This window comes from Quyinboa ferrireducens, from assembly GCF_042436675.1.
Lineage (GTDB): Bacteria > Bacteroidota > Bacteroidia > Bacteroidales > UBA5342 > JBHJHP01.
This window is the reverse complement of sequence record NZ_JBHMVA010000001.1, coordinates 55,676-72,944: the sequence shown is the minus strand read 5'-3', so window position 1 is coordinate 72,944 and position 17,269 is coordinate 55,676. Positions and strand designations below refer to the sequence as shown.

Below are 17,269 nucleotides of genomic sequence, written 5' to 3'. Positions count from 1 at the left end.
CATGATACGAACTACCCTGCTCTCACTCTTAGCAATACTTATGTTCAGTTGCTCCGAGACTCTTGAACAAAAAGCTAACCGGATTCATAGTACAATTGTTACACTTGATTCGCATACCGATACCCCATTGAATCTGATGGACAGCACATTTGACATGCAGCAAAGGCATGATCCTCTCGTCACACATTCAAAGTACGACTATCCACGTATGAAAGAAGGCGGACTTGATGCTGCTTTTTTTGCGGTTTTTGTGGGACAGGCAGCACGCACTGAAGAGGGAAATCAAAAGGTGATTGCTAAAGCACATCAGATTATGGATGCCATTTCCCGTGAGGTAAAAAAGAACAGCGATGTGGTTGGTCTTGCCGTTGATCCGGATGATGCAGCCCGATTGAAATCAGATGGTAAACGGGCCATTTACATGGGAATTGAAAATGGGTATGCCATTGGAAATAATATCAGTCTTTTAGATGAATACTATAATCTGGGTGTGCGTTACATGACCCTTTGCCATACCCGTAATAATGATATTTGTGATTCTTCGACCGATTCGATGGAATTTTCCGGACTCTCAGAGTTTGGTTATAAAGTGTTGGACCGTATGAACGATCTGGGAATGCTGGTAGATGTATCGCATATCAGCGACAGTTCGTTTTACGATGTGATCCGGGCAACTAAAGCGCCGGTTATTGCGAGTCATTCCTGTGCAAGAGCCATTTGCGATAATCCGCGTAATTTAACGGACGATGAATTAAAAGCACTGGCTAAAAATGGTGGCGTGATCCAGATGTGTATCCTGAGTGATTACGTTAAAACTCCCGCACCTAATCCACAACGCGATTCTGCTATGGCAGCACTAAAGCAGCGTTATAACAACTTTAAAAATCTCACAGACGAGCAGAATAAGAAGGTATGGCAGGAGTGGAGTGATGTTGATGATGAATACCCGAACGAACTGGCTACCGTGAGCGACGTGGTTGATCATATAGATCATATTGTTGAAGTTGCCGGAATTGACTTTGTTGGCATCGGAACCGATTTTGACGGCGGAGGTGGCGTAAAGGACTGTTTTGATGTAAGCCAGATGAAGAATATTACCATTGAACTGTTACGTCGTGGATATTCTGAAGAAGACATTGCCAAAATCTGGAGTGGTAATTTCATGCGTGTCTTCAGGGAAGTTCAGAGTTTACGGAAGGTTTGAAATATTCATATATTGCCCTTTCAGGGCGGTTTATTCTCATCATTTGTTATATTCCAGGTATTGCTCGGAATTGTTGCAGTAAAGCCGTTGTCGTATGTAAATCACCGTTTTTTGAATAAAGTCCGAAGGACTTAAAGCATTAACAAAGGGCAACGCCCTTTTGTTTAGTCGTTAGACTAAGAATCGCCCTGAATGGGCAGAAGCATAAAATAAAGAGATTATTCCACCAAATGTTCAATCCAGAGAATGAATTGGGTGTTTTTTGTGGTTTTAAACCGGTCGTCAATTCTGTAGCCAATAACCCAGATTATATTATCTCCTGAAAGCAGTACATTAACGCTTTCTTTTTCGGCCAGGTTAATTTTATTATCAATCAGAAAATCGCTGACTTTTTTAAAACCTTTCATGCCCAGCGGTCTGAATTTATCGCCTTGTCGCCATGGTCTGATCCGTAAAGGCAGTGTAAGTTGATCCATGTCCAGACAGGCAATATGTGCTTCTTTGGGAATAGATTCCAGTTCATTAATGGAAAGTTCCTCAAAATGCAGGTTTGAATCCAACTTATTTTCCGGATAAACCACTCTTGCTCCAACCTCTTGCTCTTGCTGTTTTAAGGGTTCGATAAGCAGGTAGTCCCGGTCCGCCAATATATAGTATGCGCCTCCAAAAAAACGTGAGCCGCTTTGATAAGGCCAGGCATTATAAATGTCCTGAATAGCAGAGGCCCCGAAACCAAATTCAGACAGGATGCCGTATAAAATGGTCAGGCTTGCAGGACTTTGAAACAGCTTCTCAATGGGAATCCGATCCTGATCAACCATGTTTTTCTCTTTCCATTTTCTGATGTATTCTTCAACAATGATCCCGGATTCTGCAAAGCGCTGCGATAAATCATCCACAGATTCTGTAAATGACGGATTCAGCGTTTCAATACGTGGCAGAATTTCGTGTCGTATAAGGTTGCGCCGGATTGTGGTATCCGCGTTTGTGGCATCTGTCCTGAATTGAAGTTTATGTATGCTGACATAGTCTTCCACTTCTTTTCGGGTCATGCATAACAACGGACGGATGATCTTCCCGTTTTTGGGCAACATGCCTCTCATACCCGTAATCCCGGTTCCGCGGATCAGGTTCATCAGGATGGTTTCGGCCTGGTCATTTTTATGGTGTGCCACAGCAATGGCATTAAGTTGATAGGTTTCAAGCAGCTTATTAAACCAGTTATACCGGATCTCTCGGGCAGCCATTTCAACCGAAAGTTTATGCTTTTTGGCATAGGCTTTAGTGTCTTCCTCCAGGTAGTAGAAAGGAATATGAAGCTGTTCACAGAAATTACGGCAAAACCGGGCATCTTCGTCAGAATCTTTACCACGCAACCTGAAGTTGACATGCGCGGCTTCGCAGGTATAACCCAGCTCAGAAAGCAGATGCAGTAGTACAACAGAATCGGCACCACCGCTAAAGCCAACAAGGACTTTTTCTGATGACGCTATAAGTTCATGCCTGTCAATAAAATCTGCTACCTTTTTCATCCTGGCAACAAAGGTATAAAAGTTTGGCCTGAAAAGATATTCGTGTAAATGGAATCAGAGTAGTTGCACTGAAAAGATGCCAATTGGTTTTAGCGCATTATTCCTGCACCCATAACCATCGTTGAAAAAGCTGTAACTGCTATTCCTGCTCCGATAATGATAATAAAAATACCGATCCATTTAATGATATTCCGGACTTTTTCGTAGTGGTACTGCTCTATCAGTCCCTCAGGAACTGGTTTGCGAATAATTAAGGAAAGAATGGTTTCAAAATGATCTTTGATCAGTAAGCCGATACTGATCCACAAACCGGCTTTAGCCAGCGAAAGTAAGAATGGGATAAAAAAGAACATGCGCATAAAGTATATGTTAAAGGTTAATCATAATATTCTGTTTTTGACAGGAGCGTTCAGTCTAAATATAATTTCTAAAAGTAATTAATTATTTACAATCATCGAATATGTATGATTGCATCTTTTGTTAAAGTGTTTATAAGGAAAAACGGAATAATGCTGTAAGTTTACGTTGTCAGCCATTTCAGCGCTTCTTCTTCTGTTGAAAAAACACGAACAATAAATCCTACTTCATCCAGTACTCTGTTTTCAAAAAAGAGGGATAATGCTGTGCTGACTGGATCATCGACAAGTAAAGCCTGTTTTTTCCCTTTCAGAATTTCTTTGAGGTTGGATAATATGTCAATTATATCATCAATTTCACTGATAGTACCGGTTATTTTCGAGTCGGAGTAGTCCGATAGTAGGTTGTATCTCTGGCTTGTGAATTCGGTAATTTTCAGTAATTCATCCCATGCTAAACCGATATCTTCTTTTCTGATAACTCCGGAATGCTTATATCGTATCAGCTTGTTGGTATGATCTGTTTTTAATGAAAAGTTCATGTTTATCAAAATTAGGGTTATATGTTTTGCAAAACATGAGTAACTCAAAAGCCTGTTAAGAGGGACATTTCATAAATACGGTAATATTTTGGTTTTATCTTGACAACCATAAAGTTAAGATATTTATTCGACATCAGGAAGTAACTGAACCAATAGAAAACAGACCCGGAATAACTATTGTTTTCCCAGGTATCCATGCATAAATGAAGTTTTTTTACTTATACTAAATATCTGTCTGATATCTGATCAACTGACCATTCAGAATCTTAACCTGTCTTTTATAATCTGTAACCTGTTTAGTTTTTATTACTTTTGAGGAAAATCATTTAATATGGCATTTAAACCACTGGAATCTGTTTTGATCAAACCTGCCGGTCCGGATTGCAATCTGGGATGTACGTATTGTTTCTATCTCGAAAAGGAGCAGTTATTTACACAAACCCAAACGCACCGAATGAGCGACGAGGTATTGGAAATGCTGATCAAACAGGTTATGCAGCAGTCAGGTCAGTCTATATCCATAAACTGGCAGGGTGGCGAACCGACTTTGATGGGACTGGAATTTTACCGCAAAGCCATGGAATATGAGAAGAAATACGGTTTTGGGAAAAATGTGGGGAATGGACTACAGACCAATGGATTATTGCTGGATGAACGATGGGCTGATTTTCTGAATGAATATAACTGGCTGGTCGGATTAAGTCTGGATGGACCTGAATATATTCATAACAGGTACCGGCTGACCCCAAACAGCAAACCGTCGCATGCCATTGTAGAAGAAAAGGCCAGAATGTTGCTTCGCAAAGGCGTGGAGGTAAATGCCATGTGCTGCATTACCAGTTACAGCTCGGGATATGCCGAAGCACTCTATAACTATTATAAAGATCTTGGAATCAGTTGGATGCAGTTTATCCCCATTGTGGAGACGGACAAGGATAATCCGCGTAAATCTGCCCCATTCTCACTTACAGCAGAGCAATACGGTGATTTTATGGTGGAGCTCTTTGATCTCTGGAAGGCAGATTTTGTGGATGGACAACCAACAACGCACATCCGCGATTTTGATTCGGTATTTTATCCTTATGTTGGATATGAGGCCCCTGAGTGCACCTTGCGGCCGGAATGTGGTGTGTATACTGCCGTGGAACACAATGGCGATGTATATTCCTGCGATTTTTTTGTGGAACCCAAATGGAAACTGGGCAATATTATGGAAGGGGACCGACTGATTGATATGCTCAACTCTAAAAAGCAAACTCAGTTCGGCCTGATGAAAACCAAACTTCCCCGGAAATGCCAGGTCTGTCATTGGAAAAAATATTGCTATGGAGGATGTACAAAGGATAGGATAAAGGATCCCAGAGACAATGGAATGCCACGGTTTTGTCGGTCATACATCACCTTTTTTGAACATGCCGATCCGTTTTTAAGAGAACTGGCCGGGAAATGGAAGGTGGATCAGGCAAAAATGGATGCCCAACAGCAACAACAACAGTCCAACAGCAATACCTATAATGCATTCGGAGATTTCTCCTGATTTAAACTTTTTGCCCGGATAAGAATTATACAGATATGGTTACTCAAAAAGAATTTACACTCGGAAATAAATCAAGGGGATTTCATTTGGTCACAACTGAAGTGTTACGTCATTTAGACGCATTACCGGAGACCGGATTACTACATTTGTTTATAAAACATACATCTGCTGCTTTGTCATTAAATGAAAACGCTGATTCTTCAGTGCGTTACGACTTTGAGCAGATTATGAACCATATTGTACCTGAGGATGAGCCGTATTATACCCATACACTGGAAGGGAGTGATGACATGCCTGCGCATGTAAAATCATCTCTAATAGGGCCATCTGTAACGGTTCCTATTAAAAATCACCGGTTGAACCTTGGAACGTGGCAGGGAATCTATCTCTGTGAATTTCGTAACTATGGCGGCGCCAGAAGATTAGTGGCAACGATTTATTCATAGCTTTCTCCCGCAGATTTCGCAGATGATCGCAGAAATAAATTTTGTGGTATCAGGGGACAACGCTTGAAATCATATAGCTACTGTTAGAGAAGTTACTTAAGGTATCTGTTTTGGATAAAAATGATTAATATGTTTGGTGGACCCTGTAGGGAATTAAAGGGTAAGCGCAGCAATAAAAACATGCGTCATTTCATACGTTACATAATACTAGAATTTAAAATCTAATCTGCATTATCTGCGGGAAACTCAAATTCTCCTTCTGAACTCCGAGCACACAATGGCTGTTGCTGTCGCCACATTCAGTGATTCAGAAGTTTGTGAATTCCCGGGATATGGAGGAATATAAAGTTTATGTGTAACCAGGTCTGATACAGCATCCGAAATTCCGTTACCTTCGTTTCCCATTACAATAATTCCGTTCGAAGTAAGATCAGAAGAGTATACATCCTCTCCCTCCAGAAATGTGCCGTAAACAGGTGCTCCCGAAATCCGTAGAAAGTCTGTCAGGTCAGTATAATGAATATTTATCCTTCCCAATGCGCCCATGCTGGACTGAACCACTTTAGGGTTATAAACATCCACTGTTCCTTTGGAACAGACAATATTTATAATTCCGAACCAGTCGCAGACTCGAATAATGGTTCCGAGGTTTCCCGGATCCTGAATATCATCCAATGCCAGGATTAATTCTTTGCCGGGATCGCAAAGTGATAAGTCAGTACGTTTGTATTTAAATACGGCAAAAACACCCTGTGGATTTTTTTGGAGAGAGATCTTCTGAATATCGGATTCTTCAACAACTTCTGCCTTAAACCCTTTAAAATCTTCTTCGAATTTGTGTTCAATAAAGATACTTTCTGGCTTAAAATATGGCAGCAGATCAAGCACCAGTTTAGGTCCTTCTGCTATAAAAACCTGTTCATTGTCCCTGTTCTTTTTCAGCCCCAGAGAGCGGTAATACTTTATTTGTGATTTAGAAAGCATGTACAAATATAAGTTTATTTAGTCACCGGGTGATTATAACCAAGATGTAATGTATTCACCCGGTGACTAACAGGTAATAAACTCTTCAATTCTTTTCCTATTTATAAGTTGCCAGTTTCTTATTCCGGTAAAATCCAAATAGGATGTAAATTCCCAATCCTCAGGTGCATTTACAAGCCCTGCCTTAATAGGATTTTTATAAATGTATTCAAAACAAACCTGAACATAATTTAATTCAGGCATATCAATATTTAGCACTGTGCCAAATTCAGAATTGAAATAAGAAGGAGTTAGCTCTGTATTTCTCGTCAGACAAAGTGCCTTAGTCCTTTCTCTGAAAAGTGATCCGGTTCTGTTTTCCTGTAAATTTATTGCGCGGGTATAGGAGCGTAGCATTATTGCTAACGACTGGTTCAATGTTCTGGTTCGATTAATATTTTGGTTAATGAAGTCTAATTTTGCCTTATTTACATATATCATCAGATGAAAATGGTTTGGCATTAAACACCAGGCAAGGATGTCAGAAAAAGGGAGAATATAATCTTTTATCTTTTGAAGAAAAAACATGTAATTATCTCTTGTGAAGAAAATTTGTTGTCTGTTATTGCCTTGGTTGTAAATGTGGTAAATGTTTTCGTTTTCGAATTGCATGATATTAGATTTAAGGTATGTTCAATATAAGAATGTTTAATTGAAGGGGCAAATTTTTCTCCTCTTAGTCACCGGGTGATTATAACCAAGACTTAAAGTATTCACCCGGTGACTACACCTTAAAGCGAAGCCCTCACTAACCATAGAAACCATGATAAAAACTATTTTTCTAATTCTGAGGATTCAGTTATCTTTGTTCGACATTTTTAAACCGTATTTCAATGTACAGAACACACACTTGTGGAGAACTCAGATTAGACCATGTAAACCAGAATGTTACCCTTGCAGGATGGGTGCAGCGTACCCGTGATCTGGGTGGCATGACTTTCGTGGATTTGCGCGACCGTTATGGCATTACCCAGTTGGTTTTTGATATGGATACCAATAAGACGTTATGCGAATCGGCCCGGAAACTTGGACGCGAATTTGTGATCCGGATTGAAGGGACTGTTCAGGAACGAAGCAATAAAAACAATAAAATACCAACCGGTGACATTGAGATCATCGTTAATAAGCTATCTGTTCTGAATCAGTCAGATGTTCCACCATTTACCATTCAACGTGATACTGATGGTGGTGACGAACTGCGCATGAAATACCGTTACCTGGATTTACGCCGGGAACCTTTAAAGGAGAATCTTATGCTGCGTCATAAAATGGCTTTTGAAACACGCCGTTATATGGATGAACAGCAGTTTATAGAAGTGGAGACACCGGTACTGATTAAATCCACACCGGAAGGTGCACGTGACTTTATCGTGCCATCCCGTGTGAATGAGGGACAGTTTTATGCCTTGCCTCAAAGTCCACAGACCTTTAAGCAGTTGTTGATGGTGGCCGGTTACGACCGTTATTTCCAGATTGTAAAATGTTTCAGGGATGAAGATCTGAGGGCTGACCGCCAGCCTGAATTTACACAGATTGACTGCGAGATGTCTTTCGTGGAACAGCAGGATATTCTGGATACGTTTGAGGGATTGACTAAGCATCTTTTCAAAGCTATTAAAGGCATTGATATGTCGTATAGTTTCCCTAGAATGTCTTACGATGAAGCCATGACCAGTTATGGTTCCGATAAACCGGATACACGTTTTGAAATGAAGTTTAAGGAGTTGACCAGTCTGGTTCAGGGAAAAGGATTTGTGGTGTTCGACAATGTGGAATATGTGGGTGGAATTTGTGCTGAAGGATGTGCCGAATATACCAGGAAGCAACTGGATCAGCTGACCGATTTTGTAAAAAAACCGCAGATAGGTGCCAAAGGTCTGGTTTACGTGAAGTTTAACCCGGATGGCACTATTAAGTCATCTGTTGACAAGTTTTACAGTGAAGAGGATCTGAAAACATGGGGTGAACAATTCGGGGCTAAACCTGGCGATTTGGTTTTAATTCTGGCCGGTGACCGCAAAAGAACATTGACGGCATTGAATGAGCTTCGCCTCGAAATGGGAAGCCGTTTGGGATTGCGTGATAAAAATACGTTTTCGCCACTTTGGGTGGTTGATTTTCCGCTGTTTGAATGGGATGAGGAAACACAACGCTTTTATGCCATGCACCATCCGTTCACATCGCCTAAAAAGGAAGATGCGGAATATATTAACAGCGATCCGGGAAGGGTTCGGGCTAACGCATACGACCTTGTGATCAATGGTGTTGAAATTGGTGGGGGGTCTATCAGGATTCATAACGAAGACCTGCAGCAAAAAATGTTCGATGCCCTTGGGTTCACTAAGGAAGAGGCCAAAGCTCAGTTTGGATTCCTGATGAATGCATTTAAATACGGAGCACCACCCCACGGTGGTATCGCATTTGGTTTCGATCGTTTGGTTTCGATGTTTGCCGGACTCGATTCTATCCGTGATGTGATTGCCTTCCCGAAAAATAATGCTGCCCGCGATGTGATGATAGATTCACCTTCGAAAGTGGCACAGACTCAGCTCGATGAACTCAGCATAGCACTGAATCTAAAACCAAAAGCGTGATTAAAGTCAGAGAGATAACAGATGTACTGGAGGCTTTTGCTCCGTTGGCACTGCAGGAGAGTTACGATAATGCCGGCTTGCTTGTAGGAGATCCGGATATGAATGTCAGGGGTGTTCTGGTGACACTGGATGTAACATCCGAAGTGCTGGAGGAAGCCATGCAACACAATTTGAATATGATTGTGGCCCATCATCCGTTCATCTTCTCAGGTCTTAAAAAAATAGCCGGCAAAAACGATATTGAAAAGTGCCTGATTACAGCCATTAAAAACGATATTGCCATTTATGCCAGCCATACCAACACTGATGCAGCAGTTAACGGTCTGAACCAAAAATTTTGTGATCTGCTTAAGTTGAAGAACTGCCGGACACTTTCTCCAATGAACGATGCATTGGTAAAACTGGTCACATTTGTTCCTTCCGATCATGCGGAAAAAGTACGACAGGCCATTTTTGATGCCGGAGCCGGACACATTGGCAACTACGATTGTTGTAGTTATAATCTGACAGGAGAAGGAACATTCCGGGCTTTGGAAGGAACTAATCCGTTTGTAGGCGAAAAAGATCAGTTGCACGTTGAAAAGGAGGTTCGGATCGAAACGGTTTTGCCGGGCTTTATGCAACACAAAGTGGTGGCAGCTATGATCAGGTCACATCCGTACGAAGAAGTGGCTTATGATGTGTTTCCTCTGAAAAACACCTGGAATGGTGCCGGAATCGGTATGATTGGGGAATTGAATGAACCTTTGCCGGCTTCCGATTTCTTTAACATGCTGAAAAAAACGTTAAATGTGTCTGTGGTAAGACATACAACGTTTTTGGATGGACCGGTTCAGAAAATAGCGGTTTGCGGAGGTGCCGGATCGTTCCTTATTAGCGATGCCATAAGGGCGAAAGCAGATGTTTTCATTACCGGGGAAATTAAATATCACGATTTTTTTAAGGCAGAAAACAGAATAATTCTGGCTGATATAGGACACTTTGAAAGTGAACAATTTGTAAAAGAAGTTTTTGGAGAACTACTTCAGAAAAATTTTTCTAAATTTGCAGTCCGATTATCGGAAGTAAATACAAATCCAATTAAATATCTGTAACAACATGGCAGAGAAAGTAATGACCGTTGAAGAGAGGTTAAAAGCGTTATTTGACCTTCAACTCGTAATGTCCGACATAGATAAGATTCGTACGCTTCGTGGTGAGTTGCCACTGGAAGTTCAGGATCTTGAGGATGATATCGCGGGTCTGGAAACACGTATTTCCAAATACAAAGAGGATATTGAAGAGCTTGAGACAGCAATTTCGACCAAGAAAAATGAGATAGAAGAAGCAAAAATGCTGATCGAAAAATACACAGAGCAGCAGAATAATGTACGTAACAACCGTGAGTACGATTCTTTGTCGAAAGAGATTGAGTTTCAGGGTTTGGAGATAGAGCTTTTTGAAAAACGCATTAAGGAATTTACTGCTGAAATAGGGCAGAAAAAGGAGAGTGTTGAAGGTGCTGAAACAGAACTGAAAGAGCGGAACGAAGATCTGGAAGCTAAAAAAGGCGAGTTGAACGAGATTGTCAATGAAACAAAAGTTGATGAAGAAAGTCTTCGCGATAAAGCTCAGCAAATTGAAACAAATATTGAATCTCGTTTACTGACAGCATTCAAACGTATTCGTAGAAACGCACGTAACGGTTTGGCCGTTGTTACTGTTGAACGTGATGCTTGTGGCGGTTGTTTCAACAAAATTCCACCTCAAAGGCAGTTGGATATCAAACAGCACAAAAAAGTTATTGTATGCGAATATTGTGGACGTATTCTGGTTGATAACGAATTGAAAGAAAGTTAAAAGACTTAAAACTATATTGACAGAAGGGTAATCGGGAACGGTTACCTTTTTTTATGCAGTGATTTTGATTAAATTTAGGTTGAAAACAGCAAAATGATTTACAGCACATGAATCTTAGGGAGCTTTTACTCAGAACCAGGAGTTACAGACGGTTTGATGAATCATACAGGATTCCGGAAGCAGAGCTGGAAGCACTGGTGGAACTGACACGGTTGGCACCTTCGGCAAGAAATCAACAGGTGTTACGCTATATTATTGTTTCGGATAAAGAGACCTGTGATGCCATATTCCCAAATACAGCCTGGGCGGGATATCTGAAAGACTGGAATGGTCCTGTATCTGGTGAACGTCCTTCAGCCTATATCCTGGTGCTTAAGGATCGCGATCTGACTTCCAATCTTTATTGTGATGATGGTCTGGCCATACAGACTATTATGCTTGGTGCTTCAGAGAAAGGCCTCGGCGGTTGTATCATCGGCTCGTTCAGTAAACAGGCTTTGCTTGAGATGTTTAATCCCGGAGAAAATTATGAAGCACTGTATCTTATCGCTTTGGGAAAACCAATTGAAACTGTTGTAATTGATGAGATTCAAAATGGAGATATTAAATACTGGCGCGATGACAAGCATGTGCATCACGTGCCCAAACGTCCGTTGAAAGAATTAATTTTAACCAAAAATGATACGCCATGAAGAAACGGTTATATTTCCTTGCAGCTTTAATGCTTTGTCTGACTGGTGCTCTTAAAGCGCAAAATGGAACTGATTCACTCACCTTTACCGGTACAGTGTTCGACCGTATTACATTAGAAACGCTTGATGATGCGGTCTATTTTAAAGGGCATCATACATATGGACTACAACCTGGCGGAAAGTTCAGAGTTAAAGCCGCTGTCGGAGATACCATCATTTTTAGTTATCTGGGTTATAAAGATCTGATTGTTACGCTGGATGATTCCCTCGCCAATAACGATTACCTGATGGGTGTATATCTTTCTCCTGTTGCAACAATGCTTTCCGAAGTAGTGATTGTTCCGCGGTATTACAGCCTTGACGTTCTGGTCGCCATTGATCCGGTAAAACAGGCAAAGGAACAGGCATATGCAGAACGTAACCTTAAAATGTCAGCCTACCAGGGACTTTTACCGGCGACAAAGATGGATAATGAGATGAATCAGAAAATGACCATCGAAAAACACCGCATGGATGTGGAATACAAACAAATGCTGAGCCCTGGTCAGATGGTTGGTGTAAACTTTTTTACAGTGGTGCCAGAAACGAAGGAATACCTGGCCGGATTAAGGGAAAAAGGATTAGCCCTGGATTTGGGAAAAATAACAACCCAGGAGGAAGAAAACTATCTTCGGTCTATAATTAAAGCTATGCAGTTAGAAAATAAGGCAAAAAAGAATGTAATTGAGATTGAGGATACGTTACTTGATGAGGAGATCAAAATTCCAAAAAACTATTAACCGGATTCCAAAATTCTATCACTGGATTATTTAAATAAGGGGTTTTAAATGGATTTTTTTTGCGTTCTGTGAAATACTTAATGTGCGACTTATTGTACTGATTTATAATTCTAAAACTTATTGGTTGTTAGTATTTATAAGGATTCTGTGAATAAACACTAATTTAGATTGAATAAAAAAATACTTGGTTTAAAAAATTATTGCTCTATATTTGCCGATGAAAAAGTGACAAATATCATATTTCAGCATTATAATGATTAAAAATTCTTCTGACATAAAAGTAACCATGATGGCATATATAATGTGTATGTGTTGTAACGGTTATGTTATGCGGAAGGATAAAAATATATAGTAAGCGAATAATTTTAATTATAGGCCCTTCTGCTACCGCGGGAGGGCCTTTTTTATTGTTTTCAGATTTTCAGGTGACCGCAGGGTTACTTTGTAAAGAACAAAAGAAAAATTTTAAACAAAACGTTTATGCCAAAAAAACTTGAGAGTGTCAGGATCGTAGAGAAGAGAAGCAGAAGTATTGTGAAAACAATATCGTGGCGCACGCTGGGAACAATTGATACCATTATCATTTCGTATTTTATTATAGGCGATGTGCATTTTGCCATGGCCATTGGAGGCTTGGAGGTTTTTACCAAAATGGCCTTGTACTTTTTCCATGAGCGAGCCTGGAGCAGGATCAATTTTGGAAGAGCAAAGGAAACACCCATTGACTATGAAATATAAAAACGATTAACATGGAGCATAATTTCTTACCCATAGCTATAGATATTGCAAACCAAAGAATCCTTATCATAGGAGGAGATCAGAGTGCATATAAAAAGCTTAAGATACTTCATCGCTATGGTGCCGAAGTCGAAGTTCTGGCCAGATTTATCTGTGATGAGATTAAACAGACCGGCGTGAAGTATTTTGAAACGAATTATGACAAATCGTATTTACAGGGTTATCTGATGCTGTATTCCTGTACCAATAACGATGTACTGGATCAACAGATCGTAATAGATGGTAACGAGGCAGGTGTTTTAGTCAACATTCATGATAAACCTGACCTATGCCAGTTTATTTCACCGGCCATCCACAGAACTGGAAATATCTCAGTCGCAGTAAGTTCAAACGGCAAAGATGTATATGAATCCATCCGGATACGAAACAAGATCCGGGACGAACTAACTATTGAATAAAAATAATAATGAGCATAAAATCAAATCCATTAAATGAAAACCAGCTAAAAGCCTTTAATCAGCTGGTGGAGGAGCTGAGCCCGAACCAGTTGTTCTGGATCAGCGGATATCTGGAAGGCCGGCTGGCAGCAACAGGTATTAAATCTGATAACACAGTTGATGCGGCGACCGTAGTAACACATCAAAAAGCAAGGCTTACGGTTTTGTATGGCACAGAAACGGGAAAGTCTCAAAAAGTAGCTGAAGAGCTGGCAAAGAAAGCCGGAGAAAACGGAGCAGTGGTGAACCTTGTTAGTTTGTATGACTATAAGCCAAAATCTCTGAAGGACGAAGAGCATGTAGCCGTTATCGTGAGCACACATGGCGAAGGCGAACCACCCGATATGGCTGAAGATTTTTATTCGTTTATAACCGGTAGAAGGGCTCCGGAACTGAAGCATGTAAAATTCGGGGTGCTGGCGCTTGGCGATAAGTCTTACCGTTTTTTCTGTAAAACAGGAGAGGACATATACAATGCCTTCGAAAAGTTGGGTGCTCAAAACCTGACACCACTTGTAAAATGCGATGTGGATTATGAAGACGATGCAACAACATGGGTTGATACACTGGTTCAGAAACTGAAACCATCTGCTCCGGGCGTATTTGAAACTAATCAAGGAAAGACACAGGCAACATCTGAATATTCAAAAAAGCATCCTTTCTTGGCTCCGGTGCTTGAAAAAGTGAAGATCACAGGTCGGGATTCGGATAAGGAAGTATATCATTTCGAATTGTCTCTGGAAGGTTCCGGGTTATCCTATGAACCGGGTGATTCGGTGGGAATCTTTACCAGGAATCCAAATCTTCTTGTGGAGAGGATTCTGAATCATTCCAGCCTTGATCCCGGACAAAAAGTAAACCTGAAGCTTGGTGAGGTAACTCTGATTGATGCCCTGACCTATCACCTTGAGATCACGGTCCTGTCAATGGATATTCTTCAGAAATATTATAATAAAACGCAAAATGAAGCACTGAAGGAAGTGTTGGATAATAGTAAAATTCTGGAAGAGTTCTTATACGGAACGGATCTTCTTGATCTGTTGGAAGACTTTCCTTACAATTGGGAAGCTCAGGAATTGGTGGATCTGTTGCGGCCTCTGCCGCCAAGGTTATATTCTATTTCATCCAGTCAGGAAAGTGTTGGAGAAGAGGTTCATGCCACCATTGCCATTGTGCGCTATACACGAAAAGACAGGGACCGGCTGGGAGCATGTTCCACTCATCTGGCTGATCATGTGGTGTTGGATGAGAAAATCCCGCTCTACATTGAAAAGAACCCGGCATTTAAACTGCCTGCAAATGGCGCTAAAATCATTATGGTAGGCGCCGGAACAGGCGTTGCCCCGTATAGGGCATTCCTGCAGCATCGTGAAAGTCAGGGTAAAAAAGGAAATACATGGCTCTTCTTTGGCGAACGCAGATTTCAATCCGATTTTCTTTACCAGGTTGAGTGGCAGAAACTACTGAAATCAAATCATCTTGAACGTATGGATGTGGCTTTTTCAAGGGATCAGAAGGAGAAGCATTATGTACAACACCGGCTGAAGGAGCAACAGAAGGAAGTTTATGAATGGCTGGAAAACGGTGCCCATCTTTACCTCTGTGGCGATATGAAACATATGGCAAAGGATGTCAACAGAACACTGCTGGATATTATTCAGGATCAGGGAGGTAAAAACATAGAAGAGGCACAGGCCTATGTGAAGCAGCTGAAAAAAGAAAAACGGTTCCAAACCGATGTGTATTAATTGAAAAAACCTTTGATAATGAGCGATAACATAAAATGGGAAGAACTTTCCGAAGTTGAAAAAATAAAATATGACAGTAATTACCTGAGGGGTACACTGAAAGAGAGTCTGGCTGATCCGATTACGGGAGCCATTGCAGCTGATGATACGCAGGTGTCAAAGTTTCACGGCATTTATCAGCAGGCGGACCGGGATATTGAAAAGGAACGTAAACAGCAGAAGCTGGAACCGGCTTATTCGTTTTTAATCCGTCTCCGTCTGCCGGGCGGCAAGGTTACACCGGAGCAGTGGCTGAAGATGGATGCAATTTCTGACCGGTATGCCAACGGAACACTAAAGTTAACCACCCGTCAGACATTTCAGTTACATGGCGTTTTAAAACGTAACCTGAAACCGACCATTCAGAAGATGAATGAGAGCCTGATGGATACCATCGCAGCATGTGGCGATGTGAACCGTAACGTGATGAGCCATGCCAATCCTGCGGAATCAATTCTGCATCCCGAGGTGATCGATTTGGCCAAACGGTTAAGCCTGCATCTCATGCCTAAAACGGGCGCTTACCACGAAATCTGGCTCGATAAAAAACTGGTGGCTGACAGCAAGGATGAAGTGGAACCATTATATGGCAAGCGATATCTGCCCCGTAAATTCAAAATTGGTGTTGTTATTCCGCCCCAGAACGATTGTGATGTTTTCTCACAGGATTTAGGGTTGATTGCCATTGCTGATACAGATAAGATTGCCGGATATAACGTAGTTGTCGGGGGTGGTCTGGGGTCAACATTTGGTATGGAAGGCACCTATCCACGAACCGGAGATGTCATCGGGTTTGTTAAACCGGATCAGGTACTGGATGTGGCTGAAAAAATTTTAACCGTTCAAAGGGATTACGGGGACCGTAAAAACCGCAAACAGGCGCGACTGAAATATACGATTGACCGCCTTGGTCTGGATTGGTTTGTTTCGGAAGTGGAAAACCGGTTGGGATATAAACTGGAAGAGGCAAGGCCATATAAACTAACCCGTAACGGAGATAATTTCGGCTGGAGAAAAGGAACAGATGGCAGGTGGCACCTGACCTATTTTGTGGAAGGAGGACGCGTGAAAAACACCGGCGATAAACGTCTTAAGGATGCCTTGCGCGAAGTTGCGGAAACCATTGATGGTGAGTTTATTCTGACCGGTAATCAGAACCTCATTATAACGGGCGTTTCGGATAAGTCAAAGGAAACCGTGAATGCGATTCTGAAAAAATACAAGGTATCACCGGAAAATATATCGGGTCTGCGCAAGAATTCTATTGCCTGCGTGGCATTGCCAACCTGTCCGCTTGCTTTTGCGGAAGCGGAGCGTTACCTGCCTGACCTTGTCACAAAAATTGAGCATATCCTTGAGAAATACGGACTGTTTAAAAAGGAGATCGTAATTCGCATGACCGGTTGTCCCAATGGATGCGGCAGACCATATCTTGCCGAAATTGGCCTCATCGGCAAATCTCCCGGCTATTATAATCTTTACCTGGGAGGTAATTTTGTGGGATCCCGGCTTAACAGTCTTTACCGTGAAACCATATCCGAGGAAACCATTTTGTCGGAATTGGATCTTATCATTAAGGATTTCTCTGAGGCACGACGTACCGGAGAGCAGTTTGGTGATTTTGTGATCCGAAAAAATTATGTTAAAGAGATTAAGGAAGGAAAAGAATTTAAGCATTAATGCCCTGATCTTTGTTTAATATG

Annotated in this window: 17 protein-coding genes; 12 read left to right on the top strand and 5 right to left on the bottom strand. The window is 41.3% G+C overall.

All coding sequences use genetic code 11. The features are described from left to right. Position 1 precedes the first annotated feature (1 nt). Complete coding sequence (locus tag ACE01N_RS00320; protein ID WP_380583658.1) at positions 2–1,204, top strand: dipeptidase; 1,203 nt, start codon at positions 2–4, stop codon at positions 1,202–1,204. A 218-nt stretch (positions 1,205–1,422) separates the two neighbouring features. Here the strand turns inward: ACE01N_RS00320 and tilS are convergent, their stop codons facing one another. The 3 genes from tilS to ACE01N_RS00305 all read right to left on the bottom strand — a co-directional run bounded on the left by tilS (position 1,423) and on the right by ACE01N_RS00305 (position 3,634). Further along, positions 1,423–2,736 (bottom strand): tRNA lysidine(34) synthetase TilS, encoded by a 1,314-nt coding sequence (gene tilS / locus ACE01N_RS00315; RefSeq protein ID WP_380583656.1) that lies wholly within the window; start codon positions 2,734–2,736, stop codon positions 1,423–1,425. Between the two features lie 89 nt (positions 2,737–2,825). After that, entirely contained in the window at positions 2,826–3,095 is a 270-nt protein-coding gene (locus tag ACE01N_RS00310; protein ID WP_375729457.1) for a hypothetical protein, read from the bottom strand. A gap of 161 nt (positions 3,096–3,256) precedes the next feature. Then, complete coding sequence (locus ACE01N_RS00305) at positions 3,257–3,634, bottom strand: hypothetical protein (protein ID WP_380583654.1); 378 nt, start codon at positions 3,632–3,634, stop codon at positions 3,257–3,259. A 331-nt stretch (positions 3,635–3,965) separates the two neighbouring features. Here ACE01N_RS00305 and ACE01N_RS00300 point away from each other — a divergent pair, with 331 nt between their 5' ends. Together ACE01N_RS00300 and ACE01N_RS00295 are read left to right on the top strand one after the other, a co-directional pair. Continuing rightward, positions 3,966–5,171 (top strand): anaerobic sulfatase maturase, encoded by a 1,206-nt coding sequence (locus ACE01N_RS00300; protein WP_380583652.1) that lies wholly within the window; start codon positions 3,966–3,968, stop codon positions 5,169–5,171. A 35-nt stretch (positions 5,172–5,206) separates the two neighbouring features. Next, positions 5,207–5,617, top strand: coding sequence for a secondary thiamine-phosphate synthase enzyme YjbQ (locus tag ACE01N_RS00295; RefSeq protein ID WP_380583650.1), 411 nt, complete (start codon positions 5,207–5,209; stop codon positions 5,615–5,617). Between the two features lie 246 nt (positions 5,618–5,863). On the opposite strand, the gene ACE01N_RS00290 is transcribed toward ACE01N_RS00295, so the two are convergent. Next, on the bottom strand, positions 5,864–6,601 hold the full coding sequence (locus tag ACE01N_RS00290; RefSeq protein ID WP_380583648.1) for a TrmH family RNA methyltransferase: 738 nt from the start codon (positions 6,599–6,601) through the stop codon (positions 5,864–5,866). A gap of 66 nt (positions 6,602–6,667) precedes the next feature. After that, positions 6,668–7,252, bottom strand: a complete 585-nt coding sequence (locus tag ACE01N_RS00285) for a transposase (protein WP_380583646.1) — start codon at positions 7,250–7,252, stop codon at positions 6,668–6,670. A 221-nt stretch (positions 7,253–7,473) separates the two neighbouring features. Between ACE01N_RS00285 and aspS the strand changes: the two genes are divergently transcribed. The 9 genes from aspS (at position 7,474) to cysI (ending at position 17,246) form a co-directional block, all read left to right on the top strand. Beyond that, positions 7,474–9,234 (top strand): aspartate--tRNA ligase, encoded by a 1,761-nt coding sequence (aspS, locus tag ACE01N_RS00280; RefSeq protein WP_380583644.1) that lies wholly within the window; start codon positions 7,474–7,476, stop codon positions 9,232–9,234. Next, positions 9,231–10,328 (top strand): Nif3-like dinuclear metal center hexameric protein, encoded by a 1,098-nt coding sequence (locus ACE01N_RS00275; RefSeq protein ID WP_380583642.1) that lies wholly within the window; start codon positions 9,231–9,233, stop codon positions 10,326–10,328. The genes aspS and ACE01N_RS00275 overlap by 4 nt, the downstream gene beginning before the upstream one ends. Before the next feature lie 4 nt (positions 10,329–10,332). Beyond that, entirely contained in the window at positions 10,333–11,073 is a 741-nt protein-coding gene (locus ACE01N_RS00270; RefSeq protein ID WP_375729464.1) for a zinc ribbon domain-containing protein, read from the top strand. Between the two features lie 107 nt (positions 11,074–11,180). After that, the gene (locus tag ACE01N_RS00265) at positions 11,181–11,765 is read left to right on the top strand and encodes a nitroreductase family protein (protein WP_380583639.1); all 585 of its coding nucleotides are present in this window, start codon (positions 11,181–11,183) and stop codon (positions 11,763–11,765) included. Continuing rightward, positions 11,762–12,544 carry a hypothetical protein gene (locus ACE01N_RS00260; protein WP_380583637.1) on the top strand — a complete coding sequence of 261 codons (783 nt, stop codon included), beginning with the start codon at positions 11,762–11,764 and terminating at the stop codon, positions 12,542–12,544. The genes ACE01N_RS00265 and ACE01N_RS00260 overlap by 4 nt, the downstream gene beginning before the upstream one ends. Before the next feature lie 480 nt (positions 12,545–13,024). Then, entirely contained in the window at positions 13,025–13,282 is a 258-nt protein-coding gene (locus ACE01N_RS00255) for a DUF2061 domain-containing protein (RefSeq protein ID WP_380583635.1), read from the top strand. An 11-nt stretch (positions 13,283–13,293) separates the two neighbouring features. Further along, positions 13,294–13,740, top strand: a complete 447-nt coding sequence (locus ACE01N_RS00250) for a precorrin-2 dehydrogenase/sirohydrochlorin ferrochelatase family protein (RefSeq protein ID WP_380583633.1) — start codon at positions 13,294–13,296, stop codon at positions 13,738–13,740. An 8-nt stretch (positions 13,741–13,748) separates the two neighbouring features. Next, positions 13,749–15,527, top strand: coding sequence for an assimilatory sulfite reductase (NADPH) flavoprotein subunit (locus ACE01N_RS00245; RefSeq protein ID WP_380583631.1), 1,779 nt, complete (start codon positions 13,749–13,751; stop codon positions 15,525–15,527). Between the two features lie 18 nt (positions 15,528–15,545). After that, entirely contained in the window at positions 15,546–17,246 is a 1,701-nt protein-coding gene (gene cysI / locus ACE01N_RS00240) for an assimilatory sulfite reductase (NADPH) hemoprotein subunit (RefSeq protein ID WP_380583629.1), read from the top strand. The last annotated feature ends 23 nt before the right edge of the window (positions 17,247–17,269 follow it).

Excerpts from the sequence above, each read along its gene's own strand:
- ACE01N_RS00270 (WP_375729464.1), top strand. The coding sequence starts at position 10,333 with ATGGCAGAGAAAGTAATGACCGTTGAAGAGAGGTTAAAAGCGTTATTT.
- ACE01N_RS00285 (WP_380583646.1), bottom strand. The coding sequence starts at position 7,252 with ATGCAATTCGAAAACGAAAACATTTACCACATTTACAACCAAGGCAAT.
- ACE01N_RS00245 (WP_380583631.1), top strand. The coding sequence starts at position 13,749 with ATGAGCATAAAATCAAATCCATTAAATGAAAACCAGCTAAAAGCCTTT.
- ACE01N_RS00265 (WP_380583639.1), top strand. The coding sequence starts at position 11,181 with ATGAATCTTAGGGAGCTTTTACTCAGAACCAGGAGTTACAGACGGTTT.
- ACE01N_RS00320 (WP_380583658.1), top strand. The coding sequence starts at position 2 with ATGATACGAACTACCCTGCTCTCACTCTTAGCAATACTTATGTTCAGT.
- ACE01N_RS00295 (WP_380583650.1), top strand. The coding sequence starts at position 5,207 with ATGGTTACTCAAAAAGAATTTACACTCGGAAATAAATCAAGGGGATTT.
- ACE01N_RS00300 (WP_380583652.1), top strand. The coding sequence starts at position 3,966 with ATGGCATTTAAACCACTGGAATCTGTTTTGATCAAACCTGCCGGTCCG.
- ACE01N_RS00290 (WP_380583648.1), bottom strand. The coding sequence starts at position 6,601 with ATGCTTTCTAAATCACAAATAAAGTATTACCGCTCTCTGGGGCTGAAA.
- cysI (WP_380583629.1), top strand. The coding sequence starts at position 15,546 with ATGAGCGATAACATAAAATGGGAAGAACTTTCCGAAGTTGAAAAAATA.
- ACE01N_RS00305 (WP_380583654.1), bottom strand. The coding sequence starts at position 3,634 with ATGAACTTTTCATTAAAAACAGATCATACCAACAAGCTGATACGATAT.
- ACE01N_RS00310 (WP_375729457.1), bottom strand. The coding sequence starts at position 3,095 with ATGCGCATGTTCTTTTTTATCCCATTCTTACTTTCGCTGGCTAAAGCC.
- ACE01N_RS00255 (WP_380583635.1), top strand. The coding sequence starts at position 13,025 with ATGCCAAAAAAACTTGAGAGTGTCAGGATCGTAGAGAAGAGAAGCAGA.
- ACE01N_RS00260 (WP_380583637.1), top strand. The coding sequence starts at position 11,762 with ATGAAGAAACGGTTATATTTCCTTGCAGCTTTAATGCTTTGTCTGACT.
- aspS (WP_380583644.1), top strand. The coding sequence starts at position 7,474 with ATGTACAGAACACACACTTGTGGAGAACTCAGATTAGACCATGTAAAC.
- tilS (WP_380583656.1), bottom strand. The coding sequence starts at position 2,736 with ATGAAAAAGGTAGCAGATTTTATTGACAGGCATGAACTTATAGCGTCA.
- ACE01N_RS00250 (WP_380583633.1), top strand. The coding sequence starts at position 13,294 with ATGGAGCATAATTTCTTACCCATAGCTATAGATATTGCAAACCAAAGA.